Raw genomic sequence first — 18,346 nt, forward strand, 5'->3', positions numbered from 1 at the left:
AGGGATCTGGATTCCCGCATGAAGGAGTTATGCAATGAAAACCATGAAAAGCAAATTAGCAGTAGCTTTAATGGCAGCTGGCCTAAGCTTTAGTGCAGCAGCAGCAGATATTACCGTTGGCTACGCAGCTGACCCTGTATCACTTGACCCGCACGAGCAGCTGTCTGGTGGCACACTGCAAATGTCTCACATGGTGTTTGACCCTCTAGTACGTTTCACAAAAGAGATGGATTTTGAAGGCCGCCTAGCATCTAGCTGGGAGCGTGTTGATGAAACGACTTTCCGTTTCAACCTACGTAAAGGTGTGAAATTCCACTCTGGTAACGAACTGACTGCTGATGATGTTGTGTGGACTTTTGAACGTCTACAAGCTTCTCCAGACTTTAAGTCTATCTTCACGCCATACGAAAAAATGGTAAAAGTGGATGACTACACAGTTGAGCTAGTATCAAAAGCGGCTTACCCACTAGTACTACAAACAGCAACTTACATCTTCCCAATGGACAGCAAGTTCTACTCTGGCCAAACAGCGGAAGGTAAAGACAAGTCTGAGCTAGTTAAGCACGGTAACTCGTTTGCTTCGACTAACGTTTCAGGTACTGGTCCTTTCATCGTAACGCAGCGTGAGCAAGGCGTTAAAGTAACGTTCGAACGTTTCAACGATTACTGGGATACAGAAACTGAAGGTAACGTAGACAAGCTAACACTTGTGCCAATCAAAGAAGACGCGACACGTGTTGCAGCACTTCTTTCTGGCGACGTTGATATGATTCACCCAGTAGCACCAAACGATCACAAGCGTGTTAAAAACGCTAAGAACATCGATCTAGTAACGCTACCTGGTACTCGTATCATCACGTTCCAAATGAACCAAAACAGCAACGAAGCTCTAAAAGATGTTCGCGTTCGTCAGGCGATTGTTCACGCAATCAACAACGAAGGTATCGTTAAGAAAATCATGAAAGGCTTCGCAACAGCCGCTGGTCAGCAAAGCCCAACAGGCTACGCGGGTCACAACGAAGACCTAGTTCCTCGTTACGATCTGAAAAAAGCGAAAAAGCTGATGAAAGAAGCGGGCTACGAAGATGGCTTTACGCTAACTATGATGGCACCAAACAACCGTTACGTGAACGATGCGAAAGTAGCGCAAGCGTCTGCGGCAATGCTGTCTAAGATTGGTATCAAAGTTGATCTTAAGACTATGCCTAAAGCACAGTACTGGCCTGAGTTTGACCTATGTTCAGCAGACATGATGATGATCGGCTGGCACTCAGATACTGAAGATTCAGCTAACTTCAACGAGTTCCTAACTATGACTCGTAACGAAGAGACTGGCCGTGGTCAATACAACTGTTCTGGTTACTCAAACCCAGAAATGGATGCGATTGTAGAAGCTTCTAACACTGAAACTGACCCAGTTAAGCGTGCTGAAATGCTGAAAGGCGTTGAAGCAACACTGTACAACGACGCAGCATTCGTACCGCTACACTGGCAAAGTGAAGCGTGGGGCGCGAAGTCTAACGTAGGTGCAGCAGACGTAGTAAACCCAATGGTTATGCCTTACTTCGGCGACCTAGTTGTAAAATAATCTAGCTTGCTAGAATCGAGAGCCTGAAGCTTTTCAGGCTCTCAAATTATTAAGAAATAGATTTAAGTTTCGGTATTTGGTCTTCCTTCAGTCTGGCTAAATACCTTTTTTAAGACTGAATTTTGTTATCTAGTCGCGGATTTCGATTAGATAGTCATGGATAGATAAGGGGCAAGGAATGGTTACGTTTCTGGTCAAGCGCCTGTTTCAGGCACTGATAGTGATGTTTGTGATCAGTTTGGTGGCGTTTGCCATTCAGGATAACCTGGGCGACCCGTTGCGTGAGTTAGTCGGTCAATCTGTTTCAGAATCGGAGCGTCAAGCGCTGCGTGATGAACTCGGCTTAAATGATCCCTTCATTACAAAATACACTCGCTTTGTGGGCGCAGCTCTACAAGGTGATCTTGGTACTTCATATTTCTTTAAACGCCCTGCTGTGGACGTAATCTTAGATAAACTAGTCGCAACGCTTGAACTTGTGTTCGGCGCTTCTCTGATCATTGTTTGTCTGTCGATTCCACTTGGCGTTTATTCTGCAATACACCCAAAAAGCTTCTTCACTAAACTGGTGATGGCGGGCAGTAGTATCGGGATTTCTGTGCCTGTTTTCTTAACCGCAATCATGTTGATGTATGTATTCTCTATTGAGTTAGGTTGGCTGCCGTCGTTTGGACGTGGTGAGACCGCAAACTGGTTTGGTTGGGAGTCTGGCTTCTTAACGATAGATGGCCTTGCGCACTTAGTACTGCCGAGTATTGCTCTAGCATCTATCATGCTGCCGCTATTCATTCGTCTAGTACGTTCTGAAATGCTAGAGGTTCTTAGCTCTGAATACATCAAGTTTGGTAAAGCAAAAGGCCTAGCGCTGAACAAGATTTACTACCAACACGCTTTGAAAAACACAATGCTGCCAGTATTAACGGTAGGTGGTGTTCAAATCGGTACTATGGTGGCTTACACCATTCTTACTGAAACTGTATTCCAGTGGCCGGGCACCGGCTTCCTATTCCTTGAAGCGATTAACCGAGTGGATACACCACTGATTACCGCATACGTTATCTTCGTTGGCCTGATCTTCGTAGTAACGAACACCATTGTTGACCTGCTTTACGGCATCATTAACCCAACAGTGAACATTACAGGGAAAGGAGCATAACCATGGAACACACAACAACAGCTCCATCTCGTTGGGAGCGATTCAAGCAGTCAGACATTCTGTACTACTTCTTACGCGATAAAGTGGCAATGGTCAGCTTCGCTATCTTTGCAGCTTTCCTTGTTATGGCATTAGCGGCACCGATTCTAGCACCAACAGACCCGTATGACGTGACGTCTATCGACATCATGGATTCTGAGTTGCCACCATCTTGGATGGAAGACGGCGAAGAACGTTTCTTACTGGGTACTGATGAGCAAGGTCGTGACATCTTATCGACCATGCTTTATGGCTCTCGTCTTTCATTGACGATTGGTTTCTTAGCGGTTGGCCTTCAGCTGACTCTAGGTATCATCATTGGTCTGTCTGCGGGTTACTTCGGTGGTCGTATCGATAGCTTCCTGATGCGTTTTGCCGATGTTCAGCTTTCGTTCTCAACCATGATGGTTGCGATCATTGTCTCGGCTATCTTTAAGGCGAGTTTCGGTAGTGACTTCTACGCGCAATATGCCGTTGTTATGCTGGTGGTGATCATCGGTATTGCCGAATGGCCGCAGTACGCTCGAACGATTCGTGCATCGGTATTGGCAGAGAAGAAGAAAGAGTACGTAGAAGCGGCACGTGTGATGGGCTTTAGAGCGCCTCGCATCATGTTCCGCCATATTCTGCCTAACTGTTTATCACCGATTTTGGTTATCTCTACGGTACAGGTGGCAAATGCCATCATGTCAGAAGCGGCACTTTCTTTCCTAGGTTTAGGCCTTCCGGTAGACCAACCGTCACTCGGTGCCCTGATCAGTACTGGTTTTAACTACATTTTCTCAGGAGCATGGTGGATCACGGCATTCCCAGGTGTGCTTTTGGTAACATTAGTTCTAGTTATTAACCTACTAGGCGACTGGTTACGTGACGTGTTTAACCCTAAAATTTATAAAGGGTGATAGCGCGGTTTGATTTTTAGAAAAAAAAGTCACTAAACTAAGAGCCGTAAGCAATTACGGCTCTTTTTTTGCTTAATGGATCTGGAACTTAGTATCATTGATACTGTCAATAATACTTAAAATGGAATTCATATTTTATCGACATTGATTCGGTAATAATTAACCCGTAAGGGTTTAAGTGGTGGTTATGAAATTGACAATGAATGCTGTATGTCGTGCTGTGATGAGAAATTATCGTATGGGGCTTATCGCTGCATCCCTTTTGGTATCGAGCCAAGTTAGTGCAGAATCGGTTCTATGTGATGCTACTCAGGCAAGCACCAATCAATTACCACAGCTAGAGCAGTCATGTCCGATTGGTAAAGGAGTTTGGGGTAGCAAGGCACCTAAACGTCATTCAGATAACGAACTGTTCTGGGTTCAATGTGGCCTGCTGAACAAGCCTTTGTCACTGAGCCGTGCAAAACCTCTATATGAAAAGATCTCGACTAATGTTTGGATGAAGCCTGAAGGTGGTGACTACCGTTGCTTAATCGGCCCTTACTCGACCTTTTCTGATGCAAGGAAAGACCTAGCTCAAGTACGTAAGGTTCCTGGTTACGGTGAAGCCTTTATTCGTATGGTCGATAAGTCGAAAACTTCATCACGACCTATCGTTGCAAAAACGGCAGAACCAAAAACGGTGAAGTCTAAGGCTCCTGTAAAACCAAAAGTAGAAGCTAAACCTGTATCGAAACCTGTGGCTGCCAAGCAAGCGGCTGTGGTGACGAGCGCTGCTGCTATTCAGACGCTACCAAGTGGTAACGCGAGATCAGATAATGATCTAGAGATCGAGATTCGCGTGAAAGCAGACGTAGCGGGTAGCCAATATGCGATACCTTACCTTCTAGATCATCAACAACAGTTCTACATGGAGCAAGGTAAGCCTTGGAGTCGCCTAGATTACGCCAGTGCTGAGTTAGTGTGTCAGCAGGTCAACATGAAGCTGATGACTGAAAAACAATGGCAGAGCATCTTAGGTTCGAAGGTAATGGAGAAACAGAACTGGCCAATGCACCTACCTTACTGGGGCGCAGATAAGAAAGGTCTGTTTACCAACGGTAACGTAAACCAATTGAAAGGCTCTTCATTGCTTAACGTGATGTGTGTGAAGTAACTCCGACATGCAGTAATACCAAACAAGCCTCAGCCATCGCTGGGGCTTTGTTGTTTTTACATCTTTCTTTTTCAATGTTGGTCTAAGTTCTTGATGTCTACTTCTTCAAAACGAATTTGATTAAATATCGTTAAAAGTTGTTCAAATAGAGCCGTTGATGCGTAGAAAACCATAACTCAAGCAATAAGGTGATTGAGATTATGAGTTTGAAAAAACGATTAGAAGACGTGGCTCCGCGCTTCGAAGCGGGTGGTAAGTACGAAAAGCTTTACCCAGTGTATGAGGCTTTTGCGACCATCTTTTACACGCCCGGCAACGTAAACCGCGGCATAACCCATGTTCGAGACAGCATAGACCTCAAACGCATCATGATTCTGGTGTGGCTAGCAACTTTTCCCGCAATGTTCTGGGGTATGTACAACGTAGGTCAGCAAGCCGTGATGGGTTTGACTGCTACCTATTCTGGCGCCGAGCTAGCCTCTATCATTGACAGCAGTTGGCGCTTATCGTGGGCGTTTGGTAGTGCTGACGCTATAGTCTCCAGTGGATGGGGAAGCCAGATGTTTCTCGGTGCTCTCTATTTCTTACCCGTTTATGCCACGGTATTTGTGGTTGGTGGCTTTTGGGAGGTGTTGTTTGCTGTTGTTCGAAAACATGAAGTTAACGAGGGTTTCTTTGTTAGCTCGGTGCTGTTTGCACTAATCCTCCCGCCAACCATTCCGCTATGGCAAGCCGCATTAGGTATCACCTTTGGTATCGTTGTTGCCAAAGAGCTGTTCGGAGGGACTGGACGAAATTTCCTTAACCCTGCGCTCGCAGGTCGGGCTTTTCTCTACTTCGCTTATCCTGCCAACATGTCGGGTGGCTTAGTATGGGTTGCCGCTGACGGCTATTCAGGCGCGACACCGCTGAGCCAATGGTATGAAGGCGGTAGTTCGTCACTCATCAACAACATGACAGGTGAGGCGATCACTTGGATGGATGCCTTCATCGGTAATATTCCAGGTTCGATGGGCGAAGTGTCTTCACTGCTGATCATGCTAACGGGTGTGATTCTGATTGTGATGAAGATTGCTTCTTGGCGCATTGTAGCAGGTGTGATTGTTGGTCTGGTGGTGACGTCGAGCTTAATGAACTGGATTGGCTCAGAGACTAACTCGATGTTCTCGATGCCGTTCTACTGGCACTTCGTGTTGGGTGGTGTTGCATTTGGTACCTTCTTTATGGCAACGGATCCGGTTTCCGCGGCGTTCACTAATCAGAGTAAGTGGGCTTACGGGATCTTGATTGGTGTAATGACGGTCGGTATCCGAGTGCTCAATCCTGCTTATCCAGAGGGCATTATGCTCGCTATCTTGTTTGCTAACCTGTTTGCTCCGCTGTTCGACTTTGTCGTGAAAGAGCAAAACATTAAACGCAGACAAAAACGCACTGCACGATAATAAATATGACCCAAAAGAAAAAGGCTTGCATTAGTGCAAGCCTTTCTATTTTTATCACGACTGATTTGAAGTTGATTTAACTCCACTTCAAATCAATCTCGAACGGTTGTGTGCTACCACAGTGTTCACCACACATTTCGTCATAAGCACTGTTATGAATTAGAGTTGCCGACGCCACACCTTGATCACTAAAGTGGTCACGTGCTTGATTGACACTCAAAAATTTCATTGGGTGCTGGTGGTCGTCTTTAATTAACTGCTTTTGCTTACCAACGATTTGGTAAGCCAAGTAAATCCCGCCTTCAAATGATTCAATTAGTAGATTCATCACAAACTCCATTTTTCTAGTTAGGTGGATATTGGTGTTACGTCGAATCGAGAACCAAGGTTCAAAGCGGGCATAAAAAAAGCAGTCCCAAGGACTGCTTTTTAAAAGTATCAACTAAAGGTGTTGATTAACGCATAGTTACGAATTCTTCGCTGCCCGTTGGGTGAATCGCCACAACAGAGTCGAAGTCTGCTTTGGTTGCGCCCATCTTCATTGCAACGCCGAAGCCTTGAATCATTTCATCAACAGTGAAACCGATGCCGTGTAGGCCAACTACAGTCTCTTCTTCGCCAGCACATACTAGCTTCATCTTACAAGGTTGACGGTGCTTGGTGACTGCTGTGTACATCGCAGTGAAGCCAGATGTGTAAACCTTGATGTTGTCTTTGCCGTACTGCTCTTCAGCTTCTTGAGTCGTTAGACCGATCGTGCCGATAGGTGGGTGGCTGAATACAACAGTAGGAACTAGCTTGTAGTCCATCTTCGCGTTGGTTTGACCGTTGAATAGACGCTCAGAAAGCTGACGACCTGCTTTAACTGCTACAGGAGTTAGCTCGATACCGCCTTCCATGATGTCACCAACACAGTAGATGCCCGGAACGTTAGTCGCTTGGAACTCGTCTACCTTGATATAGCCACGGTCGTTCGTCTCAACGCCAGTTGATGCTAGGTTGATCGCGTCAGTTGCTGGGTGGCGACCGATAGCCCAAATTAGGTGGTCAACGTTTTGAGTGTTGCCGTTCTCTAGGTGTAGAGTCAGTGTGCCATCCGCTTCTTTCACCACTTCTTTAGGCACTGAGTGCGTATGAAGTGTTGGACCTTCTGCTTCCATTACTTCTACTAGCGTTTCGATGATCATTGGATCGAAGCTACGTAGTGGTGATTCTTTACGGCAGAATAGGTGTGTTTCTGTGCCAAGTGCACTTAGTACGCCTGCGATCTCAACTGCGATGTATCCCGCGCCGATAACAGCAACACGTTTAGGTTGCTCCATTAGGTCGAAGAAGCCGTTTGAGTCGATGCCGTACTCTGCGCCTGGGATGTTTGGAATGGTTGGACGACCACCTACCGCGATCAGGATGTGATCTGCAGTGTAGTGTTCACCATTCACCTCAACCGTCTTCTCGTCAACGAACTTAGCAAAGCCTTTGATTACGTTTACTTTGTTGTTACCCAGTACGCGATCGTAAGATTGGTGGATACGACCAATGTACGCTTGGCGGTTTTCTACCAATTTGCTCCAGTTGAAGCCTTTTACGTCAACGTCGAAGCCGTAATCTTCAGAGTATAGATTGATCGCTTCAGCAACTTGAGCGCCGTGCCACATTACCTTTTTAGGAACACAACCAACGTTTACACAAGTACCACCAAGGTCTTGAGCTTCGATAAGTGCAACTTTTGCACCGTGCATTGCTGCGCGGTTTGCTGATGCGATGCCGCCGCTGCCGCCGCCGATACAGATGTAATCAAAATGAGTCGCCATTACTTTCTCCATTTATTGAAGGTTGTAGTCACAGTGAGAGCACCGGATACCTACGTCCTATAGATTCTTAAATTGTCTAATTATTATATTGAGGGCAGATCGGTTGAACTCAATCTCCCTGTTTAAAATTTATTCGTCCACATCACAGTCTGTTGAAGATTCTTCAGTCTATGATATGGATTCGAGATTACTCGGGTACGATCCACTCTACTTTGAAATGACCGGTCGCCGGCGCAATTGCTTCCTTCAAGAATGGAAGAATCTCTTTCATTTGGCTTTCTAACTTCCAAGGCGGGTTAATCACGATCATGCCTGATGCTGTCATGCCACGCTCGTTGGTGTCTGGTGATACGCCAAGTTCGATTTGTAGAATTTTGTTGATGCCTAAGCTTTCGAGACCTTCGATCATATCTTCGATATCACAGCGGTTTACTACCGGGTACCAAATTGCGTAGATACCGGTTGCCCAGCGCTTGTGGCTTTGAGCGATTGCAGTCACGACATCACGGTACTCTTTTGCAAGCTCGTAAGGCGGGTCGATCAGTACTAAACCACGACGTTCTTTTGGTGGTAGGCTGCCTTTTAAGCGTTGGAAGCCATCTTCTTTGTAGATAGATACCTGACGATCGCGGTGGAATTCTTGCTCAAGCAGAGGGTGATCGGCCGGGTGAAGCTCGGTCAGTACCATGCGGTCTTGGTCACGCAGGTGAGCACGTGCAACACGTGGTGAACCCGGGTAATAACGCAGCTTGTCGCCGTTGTTTAGTGTTGAGATAGACTCAAGGTAGCTTTGAATGTCTTCAGGGAGGTCTTTTTGCTCCCACACACGAGCAATACCTTGCTTGTATTCACCGGTTTTTTCAGACCATTCATGCGTTAAGTCGTAACGACCTACACCAGAGTGAGTGTCATGATAAACAAAAGGCTTATCCTTCTGTTTCAAAGAATTAAGAATAAGGCTCTGTACGATATGCTTTACTACGTCGGCATGGTTACCTGCGTGGAAGCTGTGGCGATAACTTAACAAATTAAACTCTCGTAACACTCTCGATTTAGAGTGTGGTTAGTGTAGGTGGGGTTAATCAGACCATTATAACCCTCAATGGACCATAAATTCTCGAACAATTCAGGAGCAGTCGTTCGCAATATGTGGTTAGTTATTGGTTCTACTATTGAAATTTGCCTTATTGGGCACTATTTAATAACTATTCGCAGGTGATTTTTTTAGGGCGAACCTGAGCCTGATGACTGTAAGACGACCTCATTACAAAAAAGACGAAAGTCTCTAAAGCCAAAGGAATGTTTATATGTCTAATCCGCTATTAACCTTCACGGACTTACCTCCGTTTTCACAAATCAAACCTGAGCACGTTAAGCCAGCGGTTGAGCAAGTGATTGAAGCGTGTCGCAACAAGATAGAACAAGTACTTGAAGGTAATACTTCGCCAAGCTGGGACAACCTCGTTGCTCCGATTGAAGAAGTGGATGATCGTTTAGGCCGTATTTGGTCACCAGTAAGCCACATGAACTCTGTTGTGAACAGCGACGAACTGCGTGAAGCGTATGAGAGCTGCCTACCAGTACTGTCTGAGTACGGCACTTGGGTTGGCCAACACAAAGGCTTGTTTGAAGCGTACAAAGCGATCAAGGCGAGCGAAGCATTCTCTGCACTGAACCGAGCTCAACAAAAAACCATTACCGATGCACTGCGTGACTTCGAGCTGTCAGGCATTGGCCTGCCAGCTGACGAACAGCACCGTTACGGTGAGATCAGCAAGCGTCAGTCTGAGCTAGGCTCTCAATTCTCAAACAACGTGCTTGATGCAACCATGGGTTGGAGCAAACAGATCACAGACGTAGCTGAACTGGCGGGTATGCCTGAATCGGCACTGGCGGCAGCTCAAGCGGCGGCCGAATCTAAAGAGCAAGAAGGTTACCTACTGACTCTAGATATCCCATCATACCTACCTGTGATGACTTACTGTGATAACCAAGCGTTACGTAAAGAGTTGTACGAAGCTTACGTAACTCGTGCTTCAGATCGCGGTCCAAATGCAGGCAAATGGGACAACACTGAGATCATCACAGAGCAGCTTAAACTGCGTCACGAGATCGCTCGTATGCTAGGTTTCAGCACTTACAGCGAAAAATCACTGTCGACCAAAATGGCTGAAACGCCAGACCAAGTACTTGGTTTCCTAAACGACCTAGCAGTAAAAGCAAAACCGCAAGGTGAACGCGAAGTTGAAGAACTGCGTCAGTTTGCTGAAAAAGAGTTTGGAGTTTCTGAACTAAATCTTTGGGACATCGCTTACTACAGCGAAAAGCAGAAGCAGAACCTGTTCGAGATCTCTGATGAAGAACTTCGTCCTTACTTCCCAGAATCTAATGTGGTTTCAGGCCTGTTTGAGGTACTGAATCGTGTGTTTGGTATGTCGGTAACAGAGCGTGAAGGCGTCGACACATGGCATGAGTCAGTGCGCTTCTTTGATATCTTTGATGCGACAGGAGCACTGCGCGGTAGCTTCTACCTAGACCTATACGCACGTGAGCACAAACGTGGTGGCGCTTGGATGGATGACTGTCGTGGTCGTCGCATTACTGAATCTGGCGAGCTACAAACACCTGTCGCTTACCTAACGTGTAACTTCAACAAGCCAGTTGGTGATAAGCCTGCGCTATTTACTCACGATGAAGTAGTGACTCTGTTCCACGAGTTTGGCCACGGTATCCACCACATGCTAACGCAAGTTGAAGCGGGCGCAGTTGCGGGTATCAACGGCGTGCCTTGGGATGCGGTTGAGCTACCAAGTCAGTTCCTAGAGAACTGGTGTTGGGAAGAAGAAGCGCTGTCGTTTATCTCTGGTCACTTCGAAACGGGTGAAGCATTACCAAAAGAGATGCTAGAGAAGATGCTGGCAGCGAAGAACTTCCAATCTGCGATGTTTATTCTGCGTCAGTTAGAGCTTGGCCTGTTTGACTTTACACTGCACACAGAATACGACCCAGAAGTGGGTGCTCGCGTACTAGAAACGCTAGCGGACGTGAAATCTAAGGTGTCGGTACTGCCAAGCCTTGATTGGAACCGTTTCTCACACAGCTTTGGTCATATCTTCGCTGGTGGTTACAGCGCAGGTTACTACAGCTACCTATGGGCAGAAGTGCTATCGGCAGATGCGTTCTCAGCATTTGAAGAAGAAGGTATCTTCAACACTGAAACGGGTAATCGCTTCCTGAATAACATCCTTGAAATGGGTGGCAGTGAAGAGCCTATGGAGCTGTTCAAACGCTTCCGTGGTCGTGAGCCACAAATCGACGCAATGCTGCGCCATGCGGGTATCAGTGCTTAATATTGTGCTGATAAGAATGTAAAAAGAGCCTCCTTGTGAGGCTCTTTTTGTATCTATTTATCAAATGATTATGGGTTAACGTTGCGGTTGATAGGGTTCTGTAATGAAATCAGAGTCTCTGTCGACTGAACTTCATCGATTGCTTGCAGCTTATCGATCAATACAAACTGCAGCTCTTCAATCGACTTACACATCAGCTTTACAAAGATATTGTAAGCTCCAGTGGTGTAGTACGCCTCAACCACTTCATCTAAAGCATTCAGCTTGGCGATCGCTGAGTGGTAATCTTTAGCTGCATTGAGGTTGATACCAATAAAGCAACACACGTCGTACCCCAGTTTTTTGGTGTTTACCACAACCTCGGTACGCTCAATAATGTCGGCCGATCTCATCTTTTCGATACGAACGTGAATCGTCGCAGGGCTGACATCGAACTGCTTTGCCATTTCAGCATAAGGAGTACGTGCATCTTCCATCAAGGTTTTGAGGATGGCACGGTCTAGATCATCGAGACGAGCTGTGGTTGTGGACATGCATAATCCTTAGATTGAATGAAAAACATACCGGCCTGAGTACACATCATAGCCAAGGGTGATAATATTAGCAGTAACTATAGGGTTAGGGTGAATTCAGTGCGATTTTCGTTATTTTTTATTGTGATGTGTTGGAGTGTGTTTGCTTCAGCTCAGACAAAGGATGTATTGGTGATCCACTCCTACCACCAAGGCTTTTTCTGGACAGATGATTTCCATAAAGGATTATCAGATGAGCTCGATCGTGATGGTCTGTCTTATCGTGTCGTTTACCTTGATAGCAAACGATCTCAAAACCCAGAATACCTAGAGCGCGTGTATCAGCTTTATCACACCAAGTTACTGCATGAAGAATTCGCTGCAGTTGTGGTGAGTGATAATAATGCACTGAATCTAATGAAGCGTCTCGCCCCCGATCTCAAAGATACGCCAGTCATCTTTGGCGGCATCAACAATTTCTCCCCTGAAATGATCGAAGGTTTGAACGCGACGGGCATCACCGAAGATATCGACTTAGTTGGCAATATTGAGCTGGTTAAGCGTCTTCAAGCGACCGTAAAGAAAATCTACATTGTTACTGATCACTCGGTCACGGGTGAGGCGATTCGTTCTCAAATCGATTTGTTCATCAAAACTCATCCCGATTTTTCTGATCTCGTTGAGCACTATGTGCCGGATTCCTACCAAGAGTTAATGAAATTTTCTCAACGTGCTGACTTAGGCAAGAGCTTGCTGTTTTGGGCGTATTACCGCGATGCACAAGGCAGAGTGAGTACTGATGAAGATTGGCGAAAACTGAATATCAAGACCCAAATTCCATTGTACATGGTGCACGATCTAGGGCTAGGTTTTGGTGCGATTGGTGGTGTGATTCAAAGCGGAGAAACGCAAGGCCGAGACACCGGGCGCGTATTGTTGAGTGTACTGAAAAACCCCAAGGCACCATTGCCATTGGTGGTTGCTGGCGCGCCAGAAATCAAACTTGATTACCAACAGATCTCAAGATGGGATTTGGGTGCCGAGAATGAAGCCTCGGTGACCTTCCTCAACAAGCCAAAGTCATTTTTAGTACGCTACCGCGATGAAATTCGCACCATAGGTTTGCTGTTTTTGGTTATGTCGTGTGTCATTGCGACCTTGGTGTATTACCTCAATCGCCTAAAGAAAAGTGAACGTGCCAGCCGACAAAGCCAGCTGCTGCTTGAGTCGATATTCGACCAAAGCCTGCAGTTTATGGGGATTATTGATAAGGGCGGTGTGTTGTTGTCGAGTAACAGCAAGCTACATGAGCTGCTTTATAACCAAGGCTATAAACTGGGAACACCTCTGCAGCAACATCAACATTGGGAAGATTCTGCACGAGAAGTGCTAAGTGAATATTTCATCACTAAAAGTGAACACCCAGCCTTACGATTTGAAGCTGAGGTGTGGTGTCGTGATCGTGGTGCGATGGTGTTGGATATTTCATTGAAGCCGATGCCAGGCAATGAGAAGGAAGACACTCAGTTCCTGTTTGAAGCGCGTGACGTGACCTCTCGTAAGCTGGCTGAGAATAAACTGTTCCAGCGCGAAGCGAACCTCAAGTTATATTACGACAAACAACCGGTGATGATGATTACCCTCGATGGCAATAACCGCATCCAACAAGTGAACCAGTTTGCGGAGCAGCTACTAGGTTACCCGCTAGATCAACTATTAGGGCACCGCCCTCGAGAGTTCTATGTCGATGAGAACGCGATGATTCCACGTCATATTTTGCTGCAACCACAACATAAGATTCGTGGGGTATGGCGTCGTGATATCGAATATCGTCATGCCGACGGCAGTAAGATCTGGATTCGAGAAAATATCCGCCCGCTAGTGGAGTCTGATCAGCTGTTGATTGTGGGGGAAGACATAACAGAAACGCACGAGCTCTCTGAAAAGTTAGAGTATCAAGCTCGTTATGATCTGCTAACCGATACCTTCAACCGTAACCACTTTGAGCAAGAGTTGCAAAAGGCGCTCAAAGAGGTTGAGAGTCACATGCGAACTCATGCAATGTTGTTCTTAGACTTGGATCAGTTGAAGGTCCTGAACGACACCGCAGGGCATGAAGCGGGTGATGCCGCAATCATGTTTAGCGCCAAATTGCTGGAAGATGTACTGCCTTATAATGCGGTGTTAGCGCGAATGGGCGGTGACGAGTTTGCAGTATTAATGAAAGACTGTACTGAGCGAGATGCGGTGAATGTGTGTCGCAGTATTATCTCGATGATGAGCGAGAATCCGTTCTTGTGGGATGATATTCGACTCAACCTGACCTGCTCTATTGGCATTCGATTGATTGACCATACTGCGGCTTCACCGCAGATGGTGCATGCTCAGGCGGATGCGGCTTGTCATGCGGCTAAAGAAGAAGGCCGTAACCGTTATAACCTTTACCATCAAGATGATGAAGACCTGCGTCGTCGTCACTTAGAGATGGAGTGCGTCAACTTAGTGCATGAGGCTTTGGCGAATGACCGCTTAGAGTTGTTTGCTCAGCGCATTCTTGGTCTAGATGAAAATAGTGAAAAAATGCATTTTGAGATCTTGGTACGTATCAAGAATATCAAAGGTGAGTACATCTCTCCGGGGATCTTCATGCCAGCCTCTGAGCGCTACAACATCGCGCATTTGATTGACCGCCAAGTGGTGGGTCAAACCTTGAGTTGGTTGGAACAACGACCAGATATCATTGATGAGTTGGGGATGTGTTCAATTAACCTTTCCGGTCACTCGATGGGTAACCGTGAGTTTGTCGAGTTCTTGATAGATAGCCTGAGTGATTCATCGATACCGTGTCATAAGATTTGTTTAGAGATCACCGAAACGGCTGCGATGAGTAACATGAAGCAGGCGATCAAATTCTTCACTCGAATCAAAGAGCTCGGCTGCATGATTGCACTGGATGACTTTGGCTCAGGGCTATCGTCGTTTGGTTATCTGAAAAAACTGCCGGTCGATATTGTGAAGATCGATGGCTTGTTTGTACGTGATATTGATGTCAATGAGATGGACCATGTGATGGTTCGCTCGATCAATGATTTAGCTAAGCAGATGGGTAAACATACCGTGGCTGAGTTCGTTGAAAATACTCAAATCATAGATAAGTTGATCGAGCTTGGTGTGAACTACGCGCAGGGCTACATCATAGGGCGACCTAAGCCACTGGCGGAGCTCGTTGAAGAGTTAAGGCAAGAGCGCGAGACAGAGCTATTGGTTTAGGTAAGCCGACTTTAGCTGTGAATACTTTTCACCGCTAATATGTATTGTTGAGGCAATCAGGTAAACTGGTTGCCTCTTTTGTTTTGAATACTACTGTCTGTTGGAGACGACCTTGCAACTACAACTGATTTGTGAAGATGCTACCCAAATCGATCATTTGAATGACTTAGCGACCCGCTGGAACTTATCTCATGATGAAAGCTGTGATTTTGCTTTGGTACTGACTAGTGAGCGACTTGAGCTACGTAAAGTCGATGAGCCTAAGCTTGGCGCTATCTTTGTTGATTTAGTGGGAGGCGCTGTCGGTCACCGACGTAAGTTTGGTGGTGGTAAAGGTCAGGCGATTGCCAAAGCCGCTGGTTTAAACAAAGGTGCAACGCCAACTATCCTCGATGGCACTGCGGGCTTAGGGCGCGATGCGTTTGTGTTGGCTTCTCTAGGTTGTAAGGTACAAATGGTCGAGCGTCACCCCGTTGTGGCAGCACTGCTTGATGATGGCTTGCAGCGAGCGCAACAAGACCCAGACATCGGTGGTTGGGTTAGCGAACGTATGAAGTTGATTCACGCTTCGAGTCACGATGCGCTAGATAAACTCAGTAACGATCCTGATTTCGAACAACCAGACGTGGTGTATCTAGACCCAATGTACCCACACCCAGAGAACAAAAAGAAATCGGCTTTGGTTAAAAAAGAGATGCGCGTATTCCAATCTTTGGTGGGTGCCGATCTGGATGCTGATGGTCTATTTGAGCCGGCGATGAAATTGGCATCGAAGCGCGTTGTGGTCAAAAGACCGGATTACGCAGCTTGGTTAGACGAGCAAAAACCGAGTATGGCGATAGAAACCAAAAAGAACCGCTTTGACGTCTATGTGAAAGCATCAATGACTTAATTGATGCATCAATAACTTAGATACACGCTAAGAAAATTTCCCGTCATAAATACGATAAATTGCCATTTAACACTTGCGATAGTCGCGTTACGGATGTATATCTAACTAAGAATCATTATTATTCTTAGCTGGAGTTGTAGCATGGCTAAACGCTTTTGTAAGTTAAACCGTCGAGATATCACTGAACACTTGGGCGAGATCCACAGCTTGGTGACTGAACCTAAGTTCGTGTGTCGTTCTTGTGCGCGTTCTTCGGCGGATCAAGCGAATCTATGCAAACCAACCGCAATTCCACCTATTGGTTGTCAAAACAAACCCGTTGAAGAGAAAGTCGTATGCGGCCTGTTAGCGGAAACATTACCTGCACCAGAGCTATCGCTTGCAGAAATCAACGAGACAATTGAGCCTAGCGTGCAAATGTTCGATCCAGCCGCAACTGATATTGTTCCTGAGCTTGCAAAAAAAGAGGCAGCACAGAAAAAAGCCAAGTTGAAAAAACTGATGGCGAAGGCGAGTAGTGATGAGAAAGCTGAACTCAAACAAGCGAAGAAAGCAGCTAAGAAACAAGAGAAGTACAACAAAAAGCTCGCGAAGATGATTAAGAAACAGCAAAAGCTGTTTAAGAAAAGCCAGAAACTGGAAAGTGACCTTGAACGCATCAATCTACAACTTGATGATGTCGCCTTCACTGCAACCAAGACTCAGGTAGTGAGCCATAATCACATTCACTGAAGTTGATTCGAATGGTTTATTGCTACAGCGATGATTTAAAAAGAGCGACCTTAGGTCGCTCTTTTGCTTTTTGGGGTTATCCGAGCTAGCTTATGCATCTCGTTCAAATCAGCTAAGCGTTGCTTGCGGATCTTGCTACGCGCTTCTTCACCCAAGTCTCATTGACGAACAAAGAGAACAAGATAACGGCGCCACCAATAGACAATCGAACCAAATCGACATCTCTGTTCCAAATCAGGATATTCACCACCAGGCCAACAGGAACCAAAGCATTGTTCATTACCGCCAGTGCGCCAGCATTCACCATGCATGCACCTTTATTCCACATAAAGTAACCCAGCCCCGAAGCAATCAAGCCAAGGTAGATCAGGATTCCCCATTGAAGTGTGGTGGTGGGTAGTTTCTCTGGATTGCCCAGTAGCATGAAAGCAACCGAAGCGACACATAGCGCCCCTAAGTAGAAGTAACCAAATATGGTTCGCTGGGGTAACTCGGTCGATTCCTTCTCCATTACCACCTTGTAGCCCACCTGACCGATAGCAAAGCACAGGTTCGCGCCTTGCACTACGAGGAAGCCAACTAAAAAGTTTTCGTTGATGCCTGCGAATTTAATGAATACCGCGCCTAATACCGCAATTGCCGCAGTCACTAGGTACCACGGAGAGAATTGGCCTTTGAGAAAGTCATAAATCAGCGTGACGTAAATTGGCGTGAAAACGGTAAACAAAAGGACTTCAGGAACAGATAGCAGTAAGAAAGACTGATAGTAGAAGCAGTACATCAGGCCAAGCTGGATACCACCAATAGTCATCAATTTAGCGATCAGCTTACGTGATACGCCGCGAAACTTTAGGAAAGGAAGAAATACGACGCCAGCAAGGGCAACACGCATTAAAACAGAGAACCAAGAATCAACCTGACCCGCAAGGTAAACGCCGATCAGGCTAAAGGAGAAGGCCCATAGGAGGGTAACACCAGCTAAATAGCTCATAGTAAAACTTCGTTAATAAGATATGAGCTGTATGTTACCTAACCTTAAATCATTAGTCTTCTGAATCTCTTAGAGGCACGACCAGCATATCAACCGGAGAGGCGTTGATCAGTTGTCGTGTTGAAGAAAGCAGTTTGCTCCAAAAGTCTTGATGGTGACCGCAAACCACGAGATCAACATTGAACTCGTTGATGGTGTCACACAGCTCATGACTCAAATCGCCACTGCCCACCAGGGTATGGGTGATCGGGTATTGAGCGTGCTCCGCAAAATTTTGCAGCTGAATACGAGATGCTTCCATCGCGTTATGTTGCGTTTCGGCCATGTTGATATCAATCAGGCCAGTGTAGAGTTCCGCGTAGTTAATATCGATATGGATAAAAGAGACTTTGGCTTCCAATGGCTTTGCCAATGCTACCGCTTTATCCACAATTAATTTGCTGTCTTCTGATAAATCGACCGCGACCAAAATATGTTTGTAACTCATATCTCTACCTCCTTTATT

General features: G+C 46.1%; 15 protein-coding genes. 9 read left to right on the plus strand and 6 right to left on the minus strand.

Annotation, left to right across the window (positions count from 1 at the left end; genetic code table 11):
• Positions 1–34 precede the first annotated feature (34 nt).
• From BCV39_RS09555 to BCV39_RS09580, 5 genes are all read left to right on the plus strand, one after another.
• Positions 35–1,588 (plus strand): ABC transporter substrate-binding protein, encoded by a 1,554-nt coding sequence (locus tag BCV39_RS09555; RefSeq protein WP_102432228.1) that lies wholly within the window; start codon positions 35–37, stop codon positions 1,586–1,588.
• A 178-nt stretch (positions 1,589–1,766) separates the two neighbouring features.
• A complete protein-coding gene (locus BCV39_RS09560; protein WP_008218600.1) occupies positions 1,767–2,744 on the plus strand; it encodes an ABC transporter permease in 978 nt (325 codons plus the stop codon).
• 2 nt (positions 2,745–2,746) lie between these two features.
• On the plus strand, positions 2,747–3,685 hold the full coding sequence (locus BCV39_RS09565; RefSeq protein ID WP_048607511.1) for an ABC transporter permease: 939 nt from the start codon (positions 2,747–2,749) through the stop codon (positions 3,683–3,685).
• Between the two features lie 187 nt (positions 3,686–3,872).
• A complete protein-coding gene (locus tag BCV39_RS09570; protein ID WP_102432227.1) occupies positions 3,873–4,841 on the plus strand; it encodes an SPOR domain-containing protein in 969 nt (322 codons plus the stop codon).
• A gap of 200 nt (positions 4,842–5,041) precedes the next feature.
• Entirely contained in the window at positions 5,042–6,283 is a 1,242-nt protein-coding gene (locus BCV39_RS09580) for an NADH:ubiquinone reductase (Na(+)-transporting) subunit B (RefSeq protein ID WP_102432226.1), read from the plus strand.
• A gap of 76 nt (positions 6,284–6,359) precedes the next feature.
• On the opposite strand, the gene BCV39_RS09585 is transcribed toward BCV39_RS09580, so the two are convergent.
• The 3 genes from BCV39_RS09585 to BCV39_RS09595 form a co-directional block, all read right to left on the minus strand.
• Positions 6,360–6,623 (minus strand): DUF6482 family protein, encoded by a 264-nt coding sequence (locus BCV39_RS09585; RefSeq protein WP_347230996.1) that lies wholly within the window; start codon positions 6,621–6,623, stop codon positions 6,360–6,362.
• A 115-nt stretch (positions 6,624–6,738) separates the two neighbouring features.
• On the minus strand, positions 6,739–8,094 hold the full coding sequence (gene gorA / locus BCV39_RS09590; protein WP_102432224.1) for a glutathione-disulfide reductase: 1,356 nt from the start codon (positions 8,092–8,094) through the stop codon (positions 6,739–6,741).
• Between the two features lie 187 nt (positions 8,095–8,281).
• Positions 8,282–9,121 (minus strand): 23S rRNA (adenine(2030)-N(6))-methyltransferase RlmJ, encoded by an 840-nt coding sequence (locus BCV39_RS09595; protein ID WP_102432223.1) that lies wholly within the window; start codon positions 9,119–9,121, stop codon positions 8,282–8,284.
• Positions 9,122–9,401: 280 nt separating this feature from the next.
• On the opposite strand from BCV39_RS09595, the gene prlC reads away from it, so the two are divergent.
• Positions 9,402–11,444 carry an oligopeptidase A gene (gene prlC, locus BCV39_RS09600; protein WP_102432222.1) on the plus strand — a complete coding sequence of 681 codons (2,043 nt, stop codon included), beginning with the start codon at positions 9,402–9,404 and terminating at the stop codon, positions 11,442–11,444.
• Positions 11,445–11,512: 68 nt separating this feature from the next.
• Here prlC and asnC read toward each other — a convergent pair whose 3' ends face one another.
• Positions 11,513–11,977, minus strand: a complete 465-nt coding sequence (gene asnC, locus BCV39_RS09605; RefSeq protein WP_008218581.1) for a transcriptional regulator AsnC — start codon at positions 11,975–11,977, stop codon at positions 11,513–11,515.
• 126 nt (positions 11,978–12,103) lie between these two features.
• Here asnC and BCV39_RS09610 point away from each other — a divergent pair, with 126 nt between their 5' ends.
• The 3 genes from BCV39_RS09610 to BCV39_RS09620 all read left to right on the plus strand — a co-directional run bounded on the left by BCV39_RS09610 (position 12,104) and on the right by BCV39_RS09620 (position 16,850).
• Positions 12,104–15,226: an EAL domain-containing protein gene (locus tag BCV39_RS09610; RefSeq protein ID WP_102432221.1), complete on the plus strand. Its 3,123-nt coding sequence runs from the start codon at positions 12,104–12,106 to the stop codon at positions 15,224–15,226.
• A 112-nt stretch (positions 15,227–15,338) separates the two neighbouring features.
• On the plus strand, positions 15,339–16,118 hold the full coding sequence (locus BCV39_RS09615) for a class I SAM-dependent methyltransferase (protein WP_102432220.1): 780 nt from the start codon (positions 15,339–15,341) through the stop codon (positions 16,116–16,118).
• A 141-nt stretch (positions 16,119–16,259) separates the two neighbouring features.
• A complete protein-coding gene (locus tag BCV39_RS09620) occupies positions 16,260–16,850 on the plus strand; it encodes a hypothetical protein (protein WP_102432219.1) in 591 nt (196 codons plus the stop codon).
• 112 nt (positions 16,851–16,962) lie between these two features.
• Here the strand turns inward: BCV39_RS09620 and BCV39_RS09625 are convergent, their stop codons facing one another.
• Entirely contained in the window at positions 16,963–17,841 is an 879-nt protein-coding gene (locus tag BCV39_RS09625; RefSeq protein WP_102432218.1) for a carboxylate/amino acid/amine transporter, read from the minus strand.
• Between the two features lie 52 nt (positions 17,842–17,893).
• Complete coding sequence (uspA, locus tag BCV39_RS09630) at positions 17,894–18,328, minus strand: universal stress protein UspA (RefSeq protein ID WP_017060149.1); 435 nt, start codon at positions 18,326–18,328, stop codon at positions 17,894–17,896.
• Positions 18,329–18,346 lie beyond the last annotated feature (18 nt).

Origin of the sequence: Vibrio sp. 10N.286.55.E10, from assembly GCF_002872555.1 — a bacterium.
In the GTDB taxonomy this organism is placed as follows: domain Bacteria; phylum Pseudomonadota; class Gammaproteobacteria; order Enterobacterales; family Vibrionaceae; genus Vibrio; species Vibrio crassostreae.

Coding starts and splice junctions, on each gene's coding strand:
- BCV39_RS09555 (WP_102432228.1), top strand. CDS start 35: ATGAAAACCATGAAAAGCAAATTAGCAGTAGCTTTAATGGCAGCTGGC.
- BCV39_RS09560 (WP_008218600.1), top strand. CDS start 1,767: ATGGTTACGTTTCTGGTCAAGCGCCTGTTTCAGGCACTGATAGTGATG.
- BCV39_RS09565 (WP_048607511.1), top strand. CDS start 2,747: ATGGAACACACAACAACAGCTCCATCTCGTTGGGAGCGATTCAAGCAG.
- BCV39_RS09570 (WP_102432227.1), top strand. CDS start 3,873: ATGAAATTGACAATGAATGCTGTATGTCGTGCTGTGATGAGAAATTAT.
- BCV39_RS09580 (WP_102432226.1), top strand. CDS start 5,042: ATGAGTTTGAAAAAACGATTAGAAGACGTGGCTCCGCGCTTCGAAGCG.
- BCV39_RS09585 (WP_347230996.1), bottom strand. CDS start 6,623: ATGGAGTTTGTGATGAATCTACTAATTGAATCATTTGAAGGCGGGATT.
- gorA (WP_102432224.1), bottom strand. CDS start 8,094: ATGGCGACTCATTTTGATTACATCTGTATCGGCGGCGGCAGCGGCGGC.
- prlC (WP_102432222.1), top strand. CDS start 9,402: ATGTCTAATCCGCTATTAACCTTCACGGACTTACCTCCGTTTTCACAA.
- asnC (WP_008218581.1), bottom strand. CDS start 11,977: ATGTCCACAACCACAGCTCGTCTCGATGATCTAGACCGTGCCATCCTC.
- BCV39_RS09610 (WP_102432221.1), top strand. CDS start 12,104: ATGTGTTGGAGTGTGTTTGCTTCAGCTCAGACAAAGGATGTATTGGTG.
- BCV39_RS09620 (WP_102432219.1), top strand. CDS start 16,260: ATGGCTAAACGCTTTTGTAAGTTAAACCGTCGAGATATCACTGAACAC.
- BCV39_RS09625 (WP_102432218.1), bottom strand. CDS start 17,841: ATGAGCTATTTAGCTGGTGTTACCCTCCTATGGGCCTTCTCCTTTAGC.
- uspA (WP_017060149.1), bottom strand. CDS start 18,328: ATGAGTTACAAACATATTTTGGTCGCGGTCGATTTATCAGAAGACAGC.